The sequence below is a fragment of the Streptomyces sp. NPDC092296 genome, from assembly GCF_044755465.1.
Lineage (GTDB): Bacteria > Actinomycetota > Actinomycetes > Streptomycetales > Streptomycetaceae > Peterkaempfera.
This window is the reverse complement of sequence record NZ_JBIVRB010000004.1, coordinates 402,015-421,880: the sequence shown is the minus strand read 5'-3', so window position 1 is coordinate 421,880 and position 19,866 is coordinate 402,015. Positions and strand designations below refer to the sequence as shown.

Below are 19,866 nucleotides of genomic sequence, written 5' to 3'. Positions count from 1 at the left end.
TTCCGGTCTGGGGGCCGGTGGCGGGGGCGGCCCGGTCCCCCGCGCGGCGGCGCCCGGGGACGACCCTAGCCGACCCCCCGCAGCGGGTCGGTCAGCCGTCGGCCCGGCCGGTGACCAGGCCCAGGTAGACGGCGGCGAAGTCGGTGAGGCCGACGAGTTCGGCCAGCGCCTCCAGCGGATCGGCGTGGGCGCTGACCACCTCGCCCAGCGCCACCCCATGGTCCTCGGCCAGGTGCTGGGCGCGGGCGACGGCCCGGTGCAGGGCGGCCGGGTCCTGGGCGGGGGCGGGGCGGTCGGGGGCGGGTTCGCCCTCCGGGTCCACCGGGACGGCGTCGGTGACCCGGCGCAGCAGCAGTACCTGGAGCCGCAGCGGGTCGGGTTCCTCCACCCGGTCACGGAAGAAGTCGTCGGCGTCGGCCCCACCGCCCAACCGGGCGGCGAACAGGCCCCGGTGCGCGGCGAGGGTCTGCGGCAGCATGCCGGTGAGGGCCGGCTGCCCGGCCCGGTCGGCCAGCAGCGCGGCGAAGCGGCGGGCGGTGGCGGCGGTCAGCGGGCCGTCGCCCCAGAGCAGCGGCAGCGCCCCGGCCAGTCGGCCGGCCAGGCTCTTGCCGGGGTTGAGGTACGCGGCGGCGGCCGGGCGGCAGCGGACGGCGACCTCGTCCAGCCGGTCGGCGGCGGCGTGCAGGGTGCGGTCGTCGGCGGTGGCGACGCCGATCCGCCCGGCGAGGGCGAGCATCGGGGCCAGGAAGGCCCAGAGCGCTCCCGGGTCCTCGGGCGGCAGATCGCGTTCGGGTGCGGCGCCCGCTGTCTCCTCGTCGCCGCCGGTGTGCTGCGGTGCGGTGACATACGGCAGCGGGAGGGCGCGGGTCCGCAGGCCGATGTCGGCCAGCGGGCTGCCCGGCGGGGCGATCACGGCGGCGGAGCAGCCACGGACGTACGCCTGCTCCACCAGTGCGCACAGCCCCGGTTCCGTACCGTCGGCGGAGGCGACGACCAGCAGGTCGAGGGAGCCGAGCCAGCCGGGCAGCTGCCAGCCCAGGTCGAGGAGGAAGCCGGGGACGCCGGGCAGCGCCGTGCCGTTCTCGTCGGGCGCGGCCACCGGGCCCAGCAGCAGCACCGGGCAGGCGGCGCCGCCGAGCACGGCCAGGAACTCCCCGGCCGTCAGGGCGCTGCCATGTCCGGCGACCAGCACGGTGCGGGGGCGCCCGTCGGGCCGCAGCCGGCCGAGGCCCGCCTCGTCGGCGGCGCGCAGGGCGTGGCGCACCCGGGCGCCCGCCCCGGCCAGGGCCAGCAGTGCGCCGTCGGTGTCGGCGCGCTCCAGCGCCGCCGGGTCGTCGAGCAGGGCGTCGTCCAGCATGCGCCGGTCCTTCCGGGGATGGCGGAGGGTCCGTCTGCCCTCCGCTGCGGAGCGCGGTGGCGGCAGCCGGTCAGGCGGGGCGGCGGGCCTCGTCGACCAGCAGTACCGGGATGCCGTCGCGCACCGGGTACGCCAGCCCGCAGTCGGCCGCCGTGCAGGCCAGCTCGGGCCGGCCGTCGTGGTCCGACTCGCTCAGCGGCGCCCGGCACTGCGGACAGACGAGGATCTCCAGCAGGAAGGGTTCCAGCTTCATGCGGCGCGGCTCCGGAGGTGCGTGCGTACGGGGGGTGTGCGATCTCTTCAGCGTACCGGCCGGGGTGCCGGTCAGCCCCGGACCAGGGCGAGGACCTCGTCGCGGAGCTTCTCCATGGTGGTCGCGGAGCGGGCCTCGACATTGAGGCGCAGCAGCGGCTCGGTGTTGGAGGGGCGCAGGTTGAACCACCAGTCGGGTCCGGCGACGGTGAGGCCGTCCAGTTCGTCGGTGGTCACCCCGGGCAGGTCGGCGTAGGCGGCGCGGACGGCGGCGGTGCGGCCCGCCTGGTCCTGGACGGTGCTGTTGATCTCGCCGGAGGCGGCGTACTGGTCGTACGCCGCGACCAGCTCGGAGAGGGTCCGCCGCTGCCCGCCGAGGGCGGCCAGCACATGCAGCGCGGCGAGCATGCCGGTGTCGGCCCGCCAGAAGTCGCGGAAGTAGTAGTGGGCGGAGTGCTCGCCGCCGAAGACCGCGTCGGTGCGGGCCATCTCCTGCTTGATGAAGGAGTGGCCGACGCGGGTCCGCACCGGGACGCCGCCGTGCTCGCGGACCACCTCGGGGACGGTCCAGGAGGTGATCAGGTTGTGGATGACGGTGGGGTGCTGCTCGCCGGCCGCCTGGGCGCGGGCGAGTTCGCGGACGGCGACCAGTGCGGTGATGGCGGACGGCGAGACGGGCTCGCCGCGCTCGTCGACCACGAAGCACCGGTCGGCGTCGCCGTCGAAGGCCAGGCCGAGGTCGGCGCCGGTCTCCTTCACCCGGGCCTGGAGGTCGACCAGGTTCGCCGGGTCGAGCGGATTGGCCTCGTGGTTGGGGAAGGTGCCGTCCAGCTCGAAGTACATCGGCACCAGGTCGACCGGCAGCCCGGCGAAGACGGTGGGCACGGTGTGGCCGCCCATGCCGTTGCCCGCGTCGACGGCGATCTTGAGCCGGCGGATGCCGCCGAGGTCGACCAGGCCGAGCAGGTGGTCGGCGTACCCCTGGAGCAGGTCCTGCTGTGTGAGGGTGCCGCGCTCGCCGCCCGGGTGGGCGGGGACGGTGACGGTGCCGTCGGCGGTGGTCCAGCTCTCGACCAGTTCGCGGACCTGGTCCAGGCCGGTGTCCTGGCCGACCGGCGCCGCACCGGCCCGGCAGAGCTTGATGCCGTTGTACTGCGCCGGGTTGTGGCTGGCGGTGAACATGGCGCCGGGCAGGTCGAGCTTGCCGCTGGCGAAGTACAGCTGGTCGGTGGAGCAGAGGCCGATCTCGACCACGTCGGCGCCGCGCCCGGCCGCGCCCTCGGCGAAGGCCCGAGCCAGCCCGGGGGAGGAGGGGCGCATGTCGTGGCCGACGACGAGCGCGGTCGCCTCGGTGACCTCGGCGAAGGCCGCGCCGAAGGCGTGGGCGACGTCCTCGCCCCACTGGTCGGGGACCACGCCGCGGATGTCGTACGCCTTCACGATCTGCTTGAGGTCGCGCACTCCGGCTCCACCCTGGTCTTCGCGGCTGGGCCGCGACGGTCGACTTGCATCCTGGCTCAGGGACCCCCCGCTCCGGAGGGCCGCACGCACCGGCGGGTGACGGTGCCTCGGCGTCCGACGGGCGGGCGGGAGCGCGGGCGGCTGCCCGCGTGGTGCAGAGACTACCCGTTGCGGACGGTGCCCCTCCGCCGCCGAGCGGGGCCTCTGGCCTGGGTCAGCGGGTGGCGGTCGGGGTCAGCCGTCGGTGACGGCCGCCTCGCCGGGGACGCCGCGATCGGCGGGCGGCTGCTCGCCGGGGATCGGCTGCTCCGCCCAGATGATCTTGCCCTCGGGGGTGTACCGGGTGCCCCATCGCCGGGTGAGTTGGGCGATCAGCAGCAGGCCCCGGCCGCCCTCGTCGGTGGTGCGGGCGTGCCGCAGCCGGGGCGAGGTGCTGCTGGCATCGGAGACCTCGCAGGTCAGCACCGACTGCCGGATCAGCCGCAGCCGGATCGGCCCGACGGCGTGCCGGATCGCGTTGGTGACCAGCTCGCTGACCACCAGCTCGGTGGTGAACAGCAGGTCCTCCAGGCTCCAGGTCTCCAGCTGACGGGCCGACAGCTTCCGGGCGGTGGCGACGATCGCGGGGTCGACGGGCAGGTCCCAGGAGGCCACCTCGTCCGGTCCCAGGCCCCGGGTACGGGCCAGCAGCAGGGCCATGTCGTCCGACGGCCGGCCGTCCAGCAGCGAGTCGACCACCCGGGCGCAGACCTCCTCCGGCGGTCGGCCCGGCCCGGCCAGCGCCGCGCGCAGCCGGTCCATGCCTGCGTCGATGTCGCGGTCGCGGTTCCTGACCAGGCCGTCGGTGTAGAGGGCCAGCAGGCTGCCCTCGGGCAATTCGATCTCGGCGGATTCGAACGGCAGCGAGCCGAGGCCCAGCGGCGGTCCGGCCGGCAGTTCGGCGAAGACGACCGAGCCGTCCGGGCTCACCACGGCGGGCGGCGGATGGGCCGCTCTGGCCATGGTGCACACCCTGGTCACCGGGTCGTAGACCGCGTACAGGCAGCTGGCGCCGAGGACGGCGTCGGCCGCCTCCTCCTCGGCGAGCCGGATGACCAGGTCGTCCAAGTGCGCCAGCAGCTCGTCCGGGGGCAGTTCCATGTCCGCGAGGGTCTGCACGGCGGTGCGCAGCCGGCCCATGGCCGCCGCCGCGTCGATCCCGTGGCCGACCACGTCACCGACCACCAGGGCGACCCGTGCCCCGGAGAGCGGGATCACGTCGAACCAGTCGCCGCCCACGCCGGCCTGTCCGTCGGCGGGGAGGTAGCGGGAGGCCACCTGCACGGCGGCGCGGCCGATCAGCCGGTGCGGCAGCAGACTGCGTTGCAGGGCCAGCGCGGCGTTGTGCTCGCGGGTGAACCGGCGGGCGTTGTCGACGCCGAGGGCGGCCCGGCCGACGAACTCCTCGGCGAGTTGCAGGTCCTCCTCGTCGAAGACCGCCCGGGTTGCCTCCTGCCGGATGAAGGCGACGACACCCATGATCACGCCACGGGCCTTCAGCGCCACCCACATGGCGGAGGAGGCTCCGTACTGGTGGATCTTGGCCGCGCGGGCCGGGTCGTCCGCGAGCCAGTCGGCGTTGGCCACGTCCGTCTGGAGGCGGCCCCGGCCGTCGGCCAGGCATTGGGCGGCGGGCGAGTTGAGCGAGAAGGCGACCGGGTCATCGATCGCGGCGGTGGACTCGGGGCAGCCCTCGTGCACCGAGCAGGCGGCAGCGCGGCGCAGCGGTGTGTCTCCGGGGAGCGGGCCGGGGGGCGGCTCGTCGCCCTTGAAGACCGAGGGCAGTACGTCGATCAGCACGGCGTCGGCCAGCCGGGGCACCGCGATGTCGGCCAGCGCCTGGAGGGTCCGGCCGACGTCCAGGGTGCTGCCGACACGGGCGGCGGCGTCGTTGAGCAGGGCCATTCTGGCCTGGGCCCGGCGGCGGTCGGTGACGTCCATGATCACGTAGCAGATGCCCAGCGGTTCGCCGTCCGGGTCGTCGAGCCGGAAGGCGGACACCGTCCAGGAGCGGACGCCGCCGGGGGCGGACCGCACGGAGCCCTGGTACGGCTCGTCGATCACCACCTTCCCGGTGGCCAGTACCTCCTGGAGCCCGGCCTGGATCCGCTCGGCGTCGGCTCCCGGCCAGATCTCGGTCGGCCGCCGCCCGAGCAGCCGCTCCCGGGAGGTCGCGGTGAGCTGGACCAGTGCCTCGTTCACCCAGAGGTAGCGCAGGTCGGGGCCGAGCACCGCAATGCCGATCGGGGTGCGGGTGAAGAAGTGCTCCAGCATGGGGCGGGTCATGCCCTGCCAGTGCGTCTGCGCGGCGAGGCCGAGGGCCAGCCAGCCGTCGTCACCCTCCGCCCGGTGCAGCGGCAGGATGCGCAGTTCCAGCGGGACGCTGTCGCCGTCGGCTCGTTGGAACCGGGCCAGCCCCTCCCAGTGGCCGTACTCGGCGCACTCGCGGAGCACCTCCGCCACCCGCGCCGGACCGATGGTCTCCCCGGCGGCCAGCAGGTCGGCGGCCGGTCGGCCGAGCACGTCGGGCGCGCGGAGGCCCAGGAGCAGTTCGGCCTGCGGGCTCCAGTCGGTGACGGTGCCGTCCGCGCCGATCACCGCAGCGGCCGACCGGGCACCGTCGAACGGATCGGGCGACTGGCCGCGCCGCTCATCCTGGGAGGTGGGCATCGAGAATGTCCCATCTGAGGGGATATGCGGCTCATCCTAGCGCCGGTGCACTGCCCCTACCCGGCGTCGCGCATCCGGACCCCACGAGCGCGCCCGAACGGCCCGGCGGCCGGTGGGGACCGGTGTCGGCCAACGGAGCGCAGGGGGGCCGGGCGCGCGTCCGGAGGCCAGGCGGCAGGAAGGGGAGGGCACTGTCGCGGGAAAGCCAGCTGCCCCGACCGGACCGGCACAGGGGCCCCGCAGACCAGACAGCCGCAGCGGGTGGGGGCGGCTGCGGACCAGGCGGAACAGCGCAGGGGCCGGGTGGGCGGCGAGGCTTGGCGGCAGACAGGCCGGGGCGGTGAGACCGGTGCCAGCCGACGGAACGCAGGAGACCAGGCACACGTCCCGAGGCCAGGCGGCAGGAAAGGGAGGGAGTTATGACGAGGAGGCCGGCGGCCCCGACCGGACCGGCACAGGGGCCCCGCAGACCAGACAGCCGCAGCGGGTGGGGGCGGCTGCGGACCGGGCGGAACAGCGCAGGGGCCGGGTGGGCGGCGAGGCTTGGCGGCAGACAGGCCGGGGCGGTGAGACCGGTGCCGGCCGACGGAACGCAGGGGAGCCGGGCGCGCATCCGGAGGCCAGGCGACAGGAAGGGGAGGGCACTGTGGCGAGGAGGCCGGCGGCCCCGACCGAACCCGGCACAGGGGCCCCGCAGAGCAGGCAGCCGGGAGGTCGGGGCGCATCGGTGACGGCGGTGGACGACCCACTGTCGATCGGCACGGCCCCTCGGCGGCCGGGGCCGGGGGGCCGGGTGGGTCAGTTGTCGGGGGAGCGGAGGACGCGCAGGTGGCCGCGGCGGGCGACTTCGAGGGGGTCGCTCGGGTCGGCGGGGCGCTCGCGGCCGCGCTCGGGGCGGGTGTGCGGCCGGGCCGCCTCGCGGACCGCGTTGGCCAGCGCCTCCAGGTCGTCGCTGCTGGGGCGGGCCGGGCCGGTGTCCACCGCCAGCCGTACGACGTCCCAGCCGCGCGGGGCGGTGAGGCGCTCGGAGTGCTCGGCGCACAGGTCGTAGCAGTGCGGTTCGGCGTAGGTGGCGAGCGGTCCGAGGACGGCGGTGGAGTCCGCGTAGACGTACGTCAGCGTCGCGACGGCGGGACGACCGCACGCGGTCCGCGAACAGCGACGTACAGGGCTCACGACGATGGACGGTACCGCACTCCTGACCGGGCCGCGACGACTCTCCCCCACCTGGGCGCCACGTGTCGTGCCGGACGCCCCCGGCGCACACCCCCGGAAGGGGGCCCGAGCGCGCCCCGGCGGCCCTCCGGCGGGGTCGGCTCGCCCGGGATGCCCCACTGGGCGGGTGGTGGCGACTACCCTCTCTCCTGATATGGACAGGTCTCCGCAGCAAGGCTTCCCCGGCCCGCGTCCCCGGCGCCGCGACCGCCACGGCCGTGGCCTGCGCGGGCCGCTGGCACCCCCGCAGGTGCCGATCTCGCTGAGCCGCTCCGAGGTCTTCGACGACTTCGTACGCGACTCGGTGGACCGGCTGGAGCGGCACTGGCCGCAGCTGAGCGAGGTGGAGTTCGCGGTGCAGGAGGTGCCCTGGCCGCCCGCCGGGCCGCAGGAGCCCGCCGACGGCCTCGGGGACACCGTGCCGCTCGGCCGGCTGGTCCCGGCCGCCAAGGACCGGCCGACCCGGATCGTGGTCTTCCGCCGCCCGGTGGAGATCCGGGCCAAGGGCCGCGACGAGCGCGCCGCCCTGGTCCATGACGTGATCGTGGAGCAGGTCGCCGATCTGCTCGGCCTCTCCCCCGACACGGTGGACCCCCGCTACGGCGAGGAGTGACACCGCTCGGCCGGGCGGCGGTGGTCAGTCCGGCAGGATCGCGATCCGGCCGGTGGTGGCGCCGTCCGCGACCCGCTGCACGGCGTCGGCCGCGCGCTCCAGCGGAAGCCGCTCGCTGACCAGCGGCCGGACCACTCCCTCGGCCGCCAGTTCGGACAGCTCCCGGTGGGCGTCGCGGACCGCCTGCGGGTTCCTGGTGTTGTACAGGCCCCAGTGCAGCCCCAGGATCGAGTAGTTCTTGACCAGCGCGTGGCTCAGCGCGGGCGCCTGGACGGCACCGGCCGCGAAGCCGACCACCACGATCCGCCCCTCGAAGGCGACGCACCTGGTGGAGCCCTGGTACGCCTCGCCGCCGACCGGGTCGAAGACCACATCGGCGCCGTGCCCGCCGGTGGCCTCCTTGACCGCCGCCACGAAGTCCTCGGCCCGCCGGTCGACCACCAGGTCCGCGCCCAGCCGCCGGGCCGCCGCGGCCTTCTCCGGCCCGCCGACCACGCCGATCACGGTGGCCCCGGCCGCCTTGCCCAGCTGTACGGCGGCGCTGCCGACGCCGCCCGCCGCCGCATGCACCAGCAGCGTCTCGCCGGCCCGCAGCCCGGCCCGGCGGTGCAGGCCGAACCAGGCCGTCTGATGGCCGATGTGCAGCGCCGCCGCCTCGGCGTCGTCCAGCGCGGCGGGCGCCGGGAAGGCCCCCGCGGCCTCCAGCAGCGCGTGGTCGGCGTACCCGCCGTACGGCAGCAGCGGCGTGCCGATCACCCGGTCGCCCGCCGCGATCCCACGCTCCGCCGCGCCCTCCCCCAGCTCGGCCACCTCGCCGCAGAGCTCGATGCCCGGGGTGAACGGCAGCGGCGGCCGGACCTGGTACTGCCCCCGGCACAGCAGCGCGTCGGGGAAGTTCACCGCCGCCGCCCGCACCCGGACCAGCAGCTGTCCGGGGCCGGGCTCGGGCCGCTCGGCGCCGTCCACCAGCCGCATCACCTCGCGCGGCTCGCCGAGCTCCGCCACCTGCCATGCCTGCACGGTGTCCTCCCGCCGCCCGTACCCACCGGCTTACTAAGCGCTTGCTCAGAATAGGAGCGGGCCCGCAGGATGGGAACCCCGGACCCGCTCGTCCCGGCCCGGAGCCGCCGCCCGTCTGCGAGGATTTCCGCCATGACCGCCACGACCCCCGCCGACCTGTGGCCCGAGGTGCGCCCCGAGGCCGCCCGCAGGCTGCTGCTGGCCGCCGTGGAGTCCTTCGCGGACCGGGGCTACCACGCCACCACCACCCGCGACATCGCCACCGCCGCCGGGATGAGCCCGGCGGCGCTGTACGTCCACTACCCCTCCAAGGCCGCGCTGCTCTCCGAGATCAGCCGCACCGGCCACCGGAGCACCCTCGCCCTGGTCGAGGAGGCAGCGGCGGGCGACGGCGGCCCGGCGGACCGGATGCGCACCCTGGTGGCGGAGTTCACGGCCTGGCACGCCCGCGCCCACACCGTCGCCCGGATCGTCCAGTACGAGCTCCAGGCGCTCCCCCCGGACGAGTACGCCGCCGTCGCCGAGCTGCGGCACCGGATCGAGGAGGCCGTGCGCGGCCTGATCGGGGAGGGGGTCGCGGCGGGCGTCTTCGACATACCCGACGTACGGACGGCCGCCCGCGCGGTGCTCTCGCTCGGCATCGACGTCGCCCGCTGGTACCACGAGCGGACGGCCGAGCCCCCGGAGGAGCTCGGCCGCCGCTACGCCGATCTGGTGCTGCGGATGCTGGGCGCCCGCGCGGACGCCTGACCCGGTCAGCCCGCAGTGAGGATCGCCGGGTCCTCCACGGTGTGCGGGACCAGCACGGTGCTGCGGTCGTCCCGCAGCGGCTGCACGGTGAACATCGGCACCTTGTCCACGGTGGTGGCCAGGATGCGCGCCGCAGCCACCGGCCCGCCGGAGACGGTCTCCACGGTGACGGCGAAGACGCCCTTGCCGCCGGTCGGCTTGGGGGCGGCGAGCGACACGGTGGCGCCCGCCGGGATGTCCAGCTCCTTGGTGGCCGGGGTCGAGCCGGCGGAGCCGGTCGAGGTGATCCGTACCCTGGCCGCCCGGTCGGTCGAGGTCAGCACCAGCGTGGAGCCGTCCGCCCGGTTCTCCGCCGAGTCGGCCCGCTCGCCCACCGGGCCGCTGCCGGCCAGCCAGGCGGCGTCGGTGGCGGCGCCCTTGCCCCGGTCGACCCGCAGCCCGGCCACCACCGGGGTGTTGTGCTTGGGGTCGCTCGGGGAGAGCCGCAGCGCGGACGCCTGCCCCCGGGTGAGCGCGCCCAGGTCGACGGCGGTCAGCATGCCGCTCTTGACGTGCACCGTCTCATTGCCCGCCGGGACGAACCAGCCGTTCGGCCCGGACAGCTGCACCTTGAGGTCGGCGTCGTCGTCGCCGGGCGCGGCCACCACCAGCCGGGCCGCCGTGAGGTCACCGGGCAGGCCCGGGATCACCACGGTGCCGGCCGGGGCCGCGGCGGCGGGCAGCCAGTCGCTGCCCCGGCTGCCGTCGGAGGCGTGCAGGGCGGCGCCCACCCGGCCGCTGTGCGCGGCCACCTGGACGACCAGGTCGGCCACCGGCTTGGTGGCGAGGGTGGAGAGCAGCAGGGACACCGAACCGCCCGGCGGCACGGTGATGTCGCCCGCCTCGCCGGTGTCGATCTCGCCGTCCGGCCCGTACAGCGTCACGCCCACCACGGCCGACTGGCGCTCGGCGTTGGTGAGGTCGAGGTAGTCGGCGCGGTCCTTGCCGGTGCTCGCGCCCGCGAACCAGAAGTTGGTACCGGCCGCCGTGCAGGTCAGCCCGGAGATGCCCCGGCCCCGGCTGTCGCTGACCGTGGTGGTCTGCTGCACGGTGAACCCGGGGGCCAGCGCGCCGTCCGCGACGGCCGTCACGGCGGGCGCGTCCTCGCCGCTCGCCGCCTTGGCGGTGACCGGCGCCCCCGGCTTGTCGATGGTGGCGCGCGGCCCGGCGGCGGCCTTGGGGGCCTTCTTGGCGTCCTTCTTGGTGTCCTTCTTGGTGTCCTTCTTGTCCTTGGTGTCTTTCTTGTCGCCGGACCCGCCGTCGGCCCCGCCGGTGACCTCGGTGAGCACGGCCTTACCGCCCGAGGCGGCGCCGGAGGTGCCACCCGCCGGGGTGAACGCGGTGTACGTGGTGCTGCCGGACATCCCCTGCATCGGCTGCGGGCACACCGCCGAGGTGCGCTCCACCTGGGCCCGGGTGGTGCCCTGCGGGCCGTCGGCGGCCGGGGCGGCGGGCGGGCGCACCTCGGCGATGCCGAGGGCGGCGGCCAGCACCACGGCGGCAGCGAGCAGCGAGGTGGTGGTGCGGTTGGCGGTCAAGGTCCTCATCGCTCGTCAGCTCCCGCTTCCGTCACGGCCGGCGCCCCGCGACCCGTACGGATCGGTGCCGCCCTGCTGTAGCCAGGGGTCGTCCGGGTCCAGCGAGCCGTATCCGCCGGGGCCCTGCCCGGGGGCCGCCGGGCCCTGCTGGTACGGGTCGTAGCCGTAGCCCTGGTCGTGGTCGCCGTAGCCGGGCGGCTGCTGGGGCGGCGGCGGTGCCTGCCGGCCGTAGCCGTACGGGCCGGGCTCCGGGTTGCCGTAGCCCGGCTGCCCGTACTCCTGCTGCCCGTACTCCTGTTGGCCGTACTCCTGTTGGCCGTACCCCGGCTGCCCGTAGCCCTGCTGCTGCTCATAGCCCTGCTGGCCGTACCCCTGCTGCTCCTGGCCGGGGTAGGGGTCGACGCCGCCCGCGTAGACCTGCTGCTGGTCGTAGTCCGCCGGGTACGGCTCCTCGGCGGGCTGCTGCGGCACATACGCCGGGTAGCCGGGCGCGGCCGGCGGCTCCATGGCCTCCGGAGCACCCTCGGCGCCGTCGCCCGCACCCTCGGCGGCGGCCAGCCGGCGGGCCCGGCGGCTGCCCGGCGCCGGCGGCTCGGCGGCGGCGGCCAGCGCGGCGGCCTCCTCCTCCGGCAGGTCGTCGTCGTTGGTGGAGCGGCGGGACGGCAGCGCCAGCACCACCACGGTGAGCCCGAGCAGCAGCTGCGCGACGATCCAGCCGGTGTGCACCACGCCGCCCCGGTGGCTGACGGTCAGCGTGCCGCCGGAGGCGGGCAGCTGGAAGCCCTGCGCCCAGCCGTCCAGGGTGACCGGGGTGAGCGCATTGCCGTTGACGGCGGCCTGCCAGCCGTCGTCGGCGCGCTCCGCGAGCCGCAGCACCCGGCCGTCGGGACCGGCCGGGACGGCGGTCCGGATGTCGATCGCGCCGGACGGCACGGCGGTGGCCTTGCCGTCCGGGTCGGTGATCACGGCACGGGCGACGGTGGCACCGTCCACCCGCCACAGCGCGGTGTTGCCCTCCCGGCTGACCCGGGTGAGGCCGGGCGTGGTGTCCAGGACGTCCTGCACCTTGGCGATCAGCGGCGCCCGGACCTGCACATACCGCACCGCGTACTGCGCCAGGCGGCCCGACTGGTCGCCGCCGGAGCCGGCCAGCAGATTGCCCACCAGGGAGTTGAGGCCCGGCAGCGGGGTACCGGTCTCGGCGTCACCGAGCCGCAGCCCGGAGCCGCGCACCAGCGCCCAGGTGACCGCGGCGCCCGACGCGTCGCCGTGCAGCACCAGGGTGCGGGTCCGGTCCACGGTGCCGGACTCGGCCGCGACGAACGCCGGGACCTGCACCGGGCTGGTACGCCGCAGCGGCTCACCCGCGCCGCGCGCCGCCCACCACAGGGCCGTACCGACCGGCGCCAGCACGGCGGCCAGCACCACCACGGCGGCCACCGGCTGCCGCCAGCCGAAGTCGATGCCGGCCACCCGGGTCTGCGCCCCGTCGGCGCCGATGCAGGCGGCGGCGAGCAGCGCGATCCCGGTGAGCAGGGTCGCCGGCCCGGACCAGGCGGCGACCGGCAGCGAGCCGTCGTACGAGGTCACCGACGTCCCGGCGACCACCACCGTGAAGACCAGCCCGGCACCGGCCGCCGCCCAGGCGGCCAGCACCGCGCGGCGGCGGTCGGCGCGCAGCAGCGCGGCCAGCGCCGCCAGCACCACGCCCGCCGAGAGCAGGGTGGGCGGGGTGCCCGCGCCGCCGGGGTTGACCACGACCAGGCCCAGCGCGGTGGCCGGCCGGCCCGCCGCCTGCGGCAGCCCGGCCTCCAGCAGCAGCCGGGAGGGCGAGCCGATCACCTTCAGCGACCAGGGCGCCAGCACCAGCACCGGCGTGCCGACCACGGCGAGGCAGCGCAGCCCGAGCCGCCGCAGCGCCTCGACGCCGCTGCCGTACGCGCCGCCGCGCAGCACCGCCGCGAGCAGCGCGGCCGCGCAGAGCAGCAGCGCCAGCGCCCAGATGACGGGGACGAAGGCGGTGACCAGGGTGAGCAGCAGCGCGGCCGTCCAGACGCTGCGCCAGCCGGGCCGCCCGCCCCGAGCCGCCGTCTCGCGGCGGATGCCGAGCCCGGCCGCCACGGCGCCGGCCCGAGCCAGCGGCGGCAGCAGCACGGCCAGCGCGGCGGTGCCGATCCGGCCCTGGGCCAGGGCGCCGGTGGCGGCGGGCAGGAAGGCGTAGGTGGCGCTGGCCCAGGCGCGGACCACCCGGGACTCGATCAGCGGCCGGGAGACCAGGTACGCGGAGACGCCGGCCAGCGGCACCGAGAGGACCAGCAGCACGGTGACGGCGAGGTCGGCGTTGCCCAGGAAGAGCCAGGAGAGCACGGCCAGCGCGCCCAGGTAGGGCGGCGCGGTGGTGCCGGAGCCGGCGCCGACCGGGTGCCAGGCGTCGGCGTACGCGTGCCAGAGGCCACGGGCGCCGTCGGCGGGCAGCAGGGCGCCGCCGAGCAGGCTGCCGCTGCCGAGCAGGTCACGCCCGGCGATCAGCGCCAGGAGCAGCAGCGCGGCGAAGAGCACCGGGGCCGGGCGGCGGGCGATCCGCTTGAGCCGGGCGAACTGCTCGATCTCCAGGAAGTCGGCGTCGTCGTCGGTGGGGCCGGTCTCGGCGCTGCCGTGCCTGCCCGCGCCCGACTCGTCGCTGCGGCCCGCGCCGAGCGCGCTGACGGCCTGTTCGACGGCGAGCCGGAGGGTGGAACCCGGGGCGGGGAAGAGGCTGCGGTGGTCGAGGGCTCCGGCGCTCCGGCTCTTGGCGCGGCGGCCCCGGGCGGCGAGCACCACCGGCAGCCGCAGCAGCACATGGCCGAGGCCGGCCAGTTCGTCGAGTGCCTGGCCGGGGGCCTTGCCGACGAGGTAGCCGACGGTGCGCAGCACGGTGGAGAGCAGCGTCCGCAGTACCAGGTACGGGAGCAGCAGGCCGCGCGAGTTGGCGAGCAGGGTGAAGACCGCGCCGGACTTGTCGACCCGGTGCGGATGGGCGGCGGAGCAGTCGATGGGGCGGCGCTCACGGCTGGCGGCCTCGGCGTGCCGCAGTACGGCGTCCGGGGCGACGACGACGCGGTGGCCTGCGGCGTTGACCCGCCAGCACAGGTCGATGTCGTCGCGCATCAGCGGCAGTGCCTTGTCGAAGCCGCCGAGCTGCTCGAAGACGTCCCGGCGGATCAGCATGCCCGCCGTGGAGACGGCGAGCACCGGGCGGACCTGGTCGTGCTGGCCCTGGTCCTGCTCGCGGCGGTCCAGGCCGGTCCAGCGGCGGCCGGAGTGGGCGATGCTGACGCCGACTTCGAGCAGCTGCCGCTGGTCGTACCAGCTGCGCAGCTTGGGGCCGATCACGGCGGCGGACGGCATGGAGTCGGCCACCTGGAGCAGCCGGCGGAGCGCGTCGGGGCGCGGTTCGCAGTCGTCGTGCAGCAGCCAGAGCCACTCCACGGGTTCGCCGGAGCGGCCGGACTGCTCGCCGCCGGGGTCGGCGGGGCCGCCGAGCGGGTCGCCGTAGGGGTCGCCGGGCTGCTGCGGGGCGCGGCCGGCCGGGGCGAGGCTGTACGGGAGCTGGTCGGGGCGCAGCGGCGGGGTGCTGCGGACGGCCTCACCGACGGCGGTGCCGAAGCCGGTGCGGCGGGCGAGGTGCAGGACGTTGTCGCCGAGGGCGTCGGCGAGCAGCCGGGGGGAGGCGTCGGCGGAGCCGGTGTCGGCGGCGACGACGCGCTGGACCGGGCGGTCCTGGCCGAGGAGTCCTTCAAGGGTCTGCGGGAGCCAGCGGGCGCCGTCGTGCGCGACGACGACCGCGGTGACCAGGTGCCGCGGGTAGGCCGGCGGGCGGGTGTGGCTGTAGGCAGTCATCGCGTGAGCGGGCCCCGGTTCGCATGGACGGCAGGTTGCGCGCGGTGCTCGCCGGGCGACGGGGGACGGTCTGCCCGGGGCGGCGGTGCGCGGTCCGGACGACGCTTCTCCGGATGGCGCACCACACTAACGGCTCCGGGCGCGGTCGCGGTCCGCGGTGCGGGTGCTGGACGGTTGCGGGCGCCCGAGCCGGGACATGGCGGCGCCCCGCCGCGGGGGCGGGGCGCTGCTGTGGGTCGTGCCGGTGCTGCCGGTCCGTCAGACTGCGCTCTTCTTCAGGCGTCGGCGCTCCCGCTCGGAGAGGCCGCCCCAGATTCCGAACCGCTCGTCGTTGGCGAGTGCGTACTCCAGGCATTCGGAGCGCACCTCGCAGGCGAGGCAGACCTTCTTGGCCTCCCTGGTCGAGCCGCCCTTCTCCGGGAAGAAGGACTCCGGATCGGTCTGGGCGCACAGGGCACGCTCCTGCCAGCCGAGCTCCTCCTCGGTGTCCTCACCGATCATCAGCTCAAAGAGCTCGCTCATGTGGCGCGCCTCCTAGCCCCTCTTCAGCTTCCCCGTGATGCTGCCGTTATCCAGTGCGGCTGAACGACACGAGTGAAATTACAAGTGCGTCACTCTGGCTCAGTCAAGCCGAGCTCTGGTATTGGGCTGCGGATTCACTCCCCGGAACCAAGGGATCACGAATAGTGTGCATATTAGGGCAAACCGGAATCTTCGTTCGGGGGGTGCAGCCCGCCTCCGACCCGGTGCCACTCACCACACTGGACGAACACCGGCCCCCTGTGGTTGCCGGACAACGGCGAGGGGCGACGCGGATCACAGCCGGACAGCGGACGGTCGGCACTGGTGAGGCGCTGCTTCCCGGCCCCCTCGGCACGCAAACACGCTGCCCGGCAGATCCGTCGATCGAGTGACGTGGGCTGACCGTGCGGATGACGAGTTGACATCGATCCCCGGACCGGGGTCTCCTTGGCAGCATGTCAGTGCGTATCGCCTACCGGAGCCTCCATGTCGAGCTCCGTCGTGCCGCCAGCGCGCTGTGTTGTCCCCGCTCCTGCTGTCAGTAGCGCATCGCGCCGCAGGAGCCGGGCGGTCCTGAGCCGGTAGGCCGGACCCGTCCGACGTTCTCCCGGCGCACGCCGAGTCAGCCCCGCAAGCCCGGCCCCCGTACCGGCGCGCCCGGACCCCGCGCGAGCACCACCCCGCGGCCGGGCCGCTGCGACGGACCCCTGCGACCGCCTCCGCGAGGACCACAACCGTGCACCGCAACGCCACCTCCCCCGCCGCCACCGCACGCGGCCCCTGGACCGACGGCCTGAGCGACCTCAGCATCGCCGGCGACCCGCTCGCCTTCCCGCACCTGGCCGTGGACAACGCCCCCCGGCACCCCGCCACCGTGGCCGGCTTCGCCGCGCTGGCCCGCCGGATCGCCGCCGACCGCGCCCGCTGGGAGCCGCTGGTCCGCTACGACGCCCTCACCCGCTGGTACGCCCGGCTGGAGACCGGGCCCGGCTATGAGGTGTGGCTGCTGAGCTGGCTGCCCGGCCAGGGCACCGGGCTGCACGACCACGGCGCCTCGGCGGGCGTGCTGACGGTGGTGCGGGGCGAGCTGGCCGAGCGCTCGATGGGCGGCGACGGCCGGCGCGTCCGCACCCTGCGGCCCGGCCGCACCCGGGTGCTCCCCGGCGCGCACCGGCCCGGCCCGGGGGCGGGGCGGCATGTGCACGAGGTGGTCAACGCCTCGCTGGAGCCGGCCGTCAGCGTGCACGTCTACTCCCCCGGGCTGGTGGAGATGAACCCGTACCCCGCGACCGTGGTCCGGCAGGGCGCGCCCGAAACCGTCTGACCGACCGACCGGACCGGCACCGACCTGACCGAGACCGACTGACCGAGACCCGCCTGACCGACCCCGTCCGGCCGAGTCCGGCACCCGCGCCTGCGAGGATGGCCGCATGCGCATCGTGGTACTGGCCGGAGGGATCGGCGGCGCGCGCTTCCTGCGCGGCCTCAAGGCAGCCGTCGCCCCCGGCGACGAGATCACCGTCATCGGCAACACCGGCGACGACATCCACCTCTTCGGGCTGAAGGTCTGCCCGGACCTCGACACGGTGATGTACACCCTCGGCGGGGGCATCAACGAGGAGCAGGGCTGGGGTCGGGCGGCGGAGACCTGGTCGGTCAAGGAGGAGATGAAGGCGTACGGGGTCGGGCCCGACTGGTTCGGGCTGGGCGACCGCGACGTCGCCACCCATGTCGTCCGCACCCAGATGCTCGGCGCCGGCTATCCGCTGAGCGCGGTCACCGAGGCGCTCTGCGCCCGCTGGCAGCCGGGGGTGCGGCTGATCCCGATGTCGGACGACCGGGTGGAGACCCACATCCTGATCGACGGCGAGGGCGGTGAGGGCCGCCGGGCGGTGCACTTCCAGGAGTACTGGGTGCGGCTGCACGCCGGGGTCCCGGCGCACGCCATCGTGCCGGTGGGCGCGGAGGACGCCAAGCCCGCGCCCGGCGTGCTGGAGGCGCTGGCCGAGGCCGATGTGATCCTCTTCCCGCCGTCCAACCCGGTGGTCAGCATCGGCACCATCCTGTCCGTCCCCGGCATCCGGGCGGCCGTCGCCGGGGCGGCGGCGCCGGTGGTGGGGCTCTCCCCGATCGTCGGCGGCGCCCCGGTGCGCGGCATGGCCGACAAGGTGCTGGCCGCCGTGGGCGTGGAGTCCACCGCCGACGCGGTGGCCCGGCACTACGGCGCCGAGCTGCTGGACGGCTGGCTGGTGGACACCGCCGACGCGGGCGCGGTGGCCGCCGTGGAGGCGGCCGGGATCACCTGCCGGGCCGTACCGCTGCTGATGACCGACCCGGCGGCCACCGCCGCCATGGCCCGCACCGCGCTCGCGCTGGCGGCGGAGGTGCGGCGGTGACCCCGAACACGCCGACGACTCCGGACGCTCCTGCGGCCCCGACGAGCTCGTACACGGTCTGGGGCCTGCCCGGCATCCCGGAGATCGGGCCGGGCGACGACCTGGCCGCCGCCGTGGCCGAGGCCGCGACCGCCGACGGGCTGCCCGGCCTGCGGGACGGCGATGTGCTGCTGGTCACCTCGAAGATCGTCAGCAAGGCGGAGGGGCGCCTGGTGGCCGCCGCCGACCGCGAGGCCGCCATCGACGCCGAGACGGTACGGGTGGTCGCCCGGCGCGGCCGCACCCGGATCGTGGAGAACCGGCAGGGGCTGGTCATGGCGGCGGCCGGGGTGGACGCCTCCAACACCGCCCCCGGCACCGTGCTGCTGCTGCCCGAGGACCCCGACGCCTCCGCCCGCGCGCTGCGGGACGGCATCCGCCGCCGCACCGGGGCCGAGGTCGCGGTGGTGGTCACCGACACCTTCGGCCGCCCCTGGCGCAACGGCCTGACCGATGTGGCCATCGGCGCCGCCGGGATCGCCGTACTGGACGACCACCGGGGCCGCACCGACAGCCACGGCAACGCGCTGGCGGTGACCGTCGTCGCCACCGCCGACGAACTGGCCGCCGCCGGGGACCTGGTCAAGGGCAAGACGGCGGGCGTACCAGTCGCCGTGCTGCGCGGCCTGCCCGGCGTCACCACCGCCGAGGACGGCCCCGGCGCGCGGGCGCTGGTCCGCACGGCGGCGGACGACATGTTCCGGCTCGGCACCTCGGAGGCGGTCCGGCAGGCGGTGGCGCTGCGCCGCACCGTACGGGACTTCACCGACGAGCCGGTGGACGCGGGCGCCGTACGCCGGGCGGTGGCCGCCGCGGTGACCGCGCCCGCGCCACACCACACCACGCCCTGGCGGTTCGTGCTGCTGGAGAGCGAGGCGGCGCGCGGCAAGCTGCTGGACGCGATGCTGGACGCCTGGCAGACCGACCTGCGGGAGCTGGACGGCTGGGACGAGGGCCGGATCAACCGCCGCACCCGGCGCGGCGACGTGCTGCGCCGGGCGCCGTACCTGGTGGTGCCGTGCCTGGTGGCGGAGGGCGCGCACGACTACCCGGACCTGCGGCGCGGCGCGGCCGAGCGGGAGATGTTCGTGGTCGCGATGGGCGCGGCCGTGCAGAACCTGCTGGTGGCGCTGGCCGGGGAGGGCTACGGGTCGGCGTGGGTGTCGTCCACCATGTTCTGCCGGGACACCGTCCGCCAGGCGCTGGACCTGCCGGACGGCTGGGACGCCATGGGTGCGGTGGCGGTCGGCCGCCCGGCTTCGGTGCCGCCGCAGCGGCCGGAGCGGCCAGTGGACGCGTTCGTCCAGGTGCGCTGAGGGCAGCCAGACAGGGGGCGGCCCGGACAAGGGGCAGCCCGGACAAGGGGCAGCCGGCCCGCCGTGGGGGGAGAAACGGCGGGCCGACTGCGGGGCTCGGCCGAACGTCGGGGCGACCGGTTGGTGCCCGTACCAGCGGTCACCTGCGGCCGAGCGGTCTGCGGGCCCCGGTCAGCGCGGCGGCAGGCCGTCGTCGCGCGGGTCGGAGTAGGGGTCGTACGGTTCCTCGGGGCCGCCCGCCTGCCCGGGGCGGAGGCCGTGGCCGACGCCCGGCTGCCGGCCCGTGGCCGGCCGGTCGGCGCCGCCGGACACCTCGCCGCGCCAGGCGCCGCTCTCGGTGCCACGCGACTCGATGTACTCCTTGAACTTCTTCAGGTCGCCGTCCACCCGGCCCTTGACCATGCCGAGCTTGTCGCCCGCCTGCTCCAGCAGGCCCTCCGGCTCGTAGTCCAGTTGGAGCATCACCCGGGTCCTGCTGTCACCCAGCCGGTGGAAGGTGACCACGCCGGCCTGGCCCTTGCCGCCGACGCTGTGCCAGGCGATCCGCTCGTCCGGCCGCTGCTCGTCGATCTGGGCGTCGAACTCGCGGCTCACTCCGGCGATCTTGGTGTGCCAGTGGGTCAGGGTGGGGGTCCGCTGCTCGATGCGCTCCACCCCGGCCATGAAGCGGGGGAACTCCTCGAACTGGGTCCACTGGTTGTACACGGTGCGGACCGGGACGTCCACGTCGATCGACTGCTCGACGGTCGTCACGCCGAAT

The 19,866-nt window shown here is 75.8% G+C and carries 14 protein-coding genes and 1 pseudogene; 5 read left to right on the top strand and 10 right to left on the bottom strand.

Features of this window, described 5'->3' with window-relative positions; genetic code table 11:
* Nucleotides 1–91: 91 nt before the first annotated feature.
* The 5 genes from ACIQGZ_RS14945 to ACIQGZ_RS14925 form a co-directional block, all read right to left on the bottom strand.
* Entirely contained in the window at nt 92–1,357 is a 1,266-nt protein-coding gene (locus ACIQGZ_RS14945) for an SIS domain-containing protein (protein ID WP_402601944.1), read from the bottom strand.
* 70 nt (nt 1,358–1,427) lie between these two features.
* Nucleotides 1,428–1,610 carry a Trm112 family protein gene (locus ACIQGZ_RS14940; RefSeq protein ID WP_402601943.1) on the bottom strand — a complete coding sequence of 61 codons (183 nt, stop codon included), beginning with the start codon at nt 1,608–1,610 and terminating at the stop codon, nt 1,428–1,430.
* Between the two features lie 71 nt (nt 1,611–1,681).
* Entirely contained in the window at nt 1,682–3,070 is a 1,389-nt protein-coding gene (locus ACIQGZ_RS14935; RefSeq protein WP_402601941.1) for a phosphomannomutase/phosphoglucomutase, read from the bottom strand.
* Between the two features lie 234 nt (nt 3,071–3,304).
* Nucleotides 3,305–5,779 (bottom strand): SpoIIE family protein phosphatase, encoded by a 2,475-nt coding sequence (locus ACIQGZ_RS14930; RefSeq protein WP_402601940.1) that lies wholly within the window; start codon nt 5,777–5,779, stop codon nt 3,305–3,307.
* Between the two features lie 798 nt (nt 5,780–6,577).
* Nucleotides 6,578–7,006, bottom strand: coding sequence for a DUF3499 domain-containing protein (locus tag ACIQGZ_RS14925; RefSeq protein ID WP_402601938.1), 429 nt, complete (start codon nt 7,004–7,006; stop codon nt 6,578–6,580).
* Nucleotides 7,007–7,148: 142 nt separating this feature from the next.
* Between ACIQGZ_RS14925 and ACIQGZ_RS14920 the strand changes: the two genes are divergently transcribed.
* Nucleotides 7,149–7,607, top strand: a complete 459-nt coding sequence (locus tag ACIQGZ_RS14920; protein WP_402601936.1) for a metallopeptidase family protein — start codon at nt 7,149–7,151, stop codon at nt 7,605–7,607.
* 24 nt (nt 7,608–7,631) lie between these two features.
* Here ACIQGZ_RS14920 and ACIQGZ_RS14915 read toward each other — a convergent pair whose 3' ends face one another.
* Complete coding sequence (locus tag ACIQGZ_RS14915) at nt 7,632–8,627, bottom strand: NADPH:quinone oxidoreductase family protein (protein WP_402601934.1); 996 nt, start codon at nt 8,625–8,627, stop codon at nt 7,632–7,634.
* 132 nt (nt 8,628–8,759) lie between these two features.
* On the opposite strand from ACIQGZ_RS14915, the gene ACIQGZ_RS14910 reads away from it, so the two are divergent.
* Entirely contained in the window at nt 8,760–9,377 is a 618-nt protein-coding gene (locus tag ACIQGZ_RS14910; RefSeq protein ID WP_402601933.1) for a TetR/AcrR family transcriptional regulator, read from the top strand.
* 5 nt (nt 9,378–9,382) lie between these two features.
* Here ACIQGZ_RS14910 and ACIQGZ_RS14905 read toward each other — a convergent pair whose 3' ends face one another.
* The 3 genes from ACIQGZ_RS14905 to ACIQGZ_RS14895 form a co-directional block, all read right to left on the bottom strand.
* Nucleotides 9,383–10,963, bottom strand: coding sequence for a DUF5719 family protein (locus tag ACIQGZ_RS14905; protein ID WP_402601931.1), 1,581 nt, complete (start codon nt 10,961–10,963; stop codon nt 9,383–9,385).
* A 6-nt stretch (nt 10,964–10,969) separates the two neighbouring features.
* Nucleotides 10,970–14,833 (bottom strand): glycosyltransferase, encoded by a 3,864-nt coding sequence (locus ACIQGZ_RS14900; protein ID WP_402601929.1) that lies wholly within the window; start codon nt 14,831–14,833, stop codon nt 10,970–10,972.
* Between the two features lie 258 nt (nt 14,834–15,091).
* On the bottom strand, nt 15,092–15,355 hold the full coding sequence (locus ACIQGZ_RS14895) for a WhiB family transcriptional regulator (RefSeq protein ID WP_111494589.1): 264 nt from the start codon (nt 15,353–15,355) through the stop codon (nt 15,092–15,094).
* Between the two features lie 736 nt (nt 15,356–16,091).
* Between ACIQGZ_RS14895 and ACIQGZ_RS14890 the strand changes: the two genes are divergently transcribed.
* The 3 genes from ACIQGZ_RS14890 to ACIQGZ_RS14880 all read left to right on the top strand — a co-directional run bounded on the left by ACIQGZ_RS14890 (nt 16,092) and on the right by ACIQGZ_RS14880 (nt 19,106).
* Nucleotides 16,092–16,679, top strand: a complete 588-nt coding sequence (locus ACIQGZ_RS14890) for a cysteine dioxygenase (protein WP_402601926.1) — start codon at nt 16,092–16,094, stop codon at nt 16,677–16,679.
* Between the two features lie 106 nt (nt 16,680–16,785).
* Entirely contained in the window at nt 16,786–17,751 is a 966-nt protein-coding gene (gene cofD, locus ACIQGZ_RS14885; RefSeq protein WP_402601924.1) for a 2-phospho-L-lactate transferase, read from the top strand.
* The gene (locus ACIQGZ_RS14880) at nt 17,748–19,106 is read left to right on the top strand and encodes a coenzyme F420-0:L-glutamate ligase (protein WP_402601923.1); all 1,359 of its coding nucleotides are present in this window, start codon (nt 17,748–17,750) and stop codon (nt 19,104–19,106) included. The genes cofD and ACIQGZ_RS14880 overlap by 4 nt, the downstream gene beginning before the upstream one ends.
* Nucleotides 19,107–19,415: 309 nt before the next feature.
* Here ACIQGZ_RS14880 and ACIQGZ_RS14875 read toward each other — a convergent pair.
* Nucleotides 19,416–19,859, bottom strand: a pseudogene (locus ACIQGZ_RS14875) (SRPBCC family protein); the annotation flags it as partial.
* Between the last annotated feature and the right edge of the window lie 7 nt (nt 19,860–19,866).

What these genes read in the sequence shown, in the direction of transcription:
- ACIQGZ_RS14945 (WP_402601944.1), bottom strand. Translation starts at nt 1,357, where the DNA reads ATGCTGGACGACGCCCTGCTCGACGACCCGGCGGCGCTGGAGCGCGCC.
- ACIQGZ_RS14940 (WP_402601943.1), bottom strand. Translation starts at nt 1,610, where the DNA reads ATGAAGCTGGAACCCTTCCTGCTGGAGATCCTCGTCTGTCCGCAGTGC.
- ACIQGZ_RS14930 (WP_402601940.1), bottom strand. Translation starts at nt 5,779, where the DNA reads ATGCCCACCTCCCAGGATGAGCGGCGCGGCCAGTCGCCCGATCCGTTC.
- ACIQGZ_RS14920 (WP_402601936.1), top strand. Translation starts at nt 7,149, where the DNA reads ATGGACAGGTCTCCGCAGCAAGGCTTCCCCGGCCCGCGTCCCCGGCGC.
- ACIQGZ_RS14910 (WP_402601933.1), top strand. Translation starts at nt 8,760, where the DNA reads ATGACCGCCACGACCCCCGCCGACCTGTGGCCCGAGGTGCGCCCCGAG.
- ACIQGZ_RS14905 (WP_402601931.1), bottom strand. Translation starts at nt 10,963, where the DNA reads ATGAGGACCTTGACCGCCAACCGCACCACCACCTCGCTGCTCGCTGCC.
- ACIQGZ_RS14900 (WP_402601929.1), bottom strand. Translation starts at nt 14,833, where the DNA reads ATGACTGCCTACAGCCACACCCGCCCGCCGGCCTACCCGCGGCACCTG.
- ACIQGZ_RS14895 (WP_111494589.1), bottom strand. Translation starts at nt 15,355, where the DNA reads ATGAGCGAGCTCTTTGAGCTGATGATCGGTGAGGACACCGAGGAGGAG.
- cofD (WP_402601924.1), top strand. Translation starts at nt 16,786, where the DNA reads ATGCGCATCGTGGTACTGGCCGGAGGGATCGGCGGCGCGCGCTTCCTG.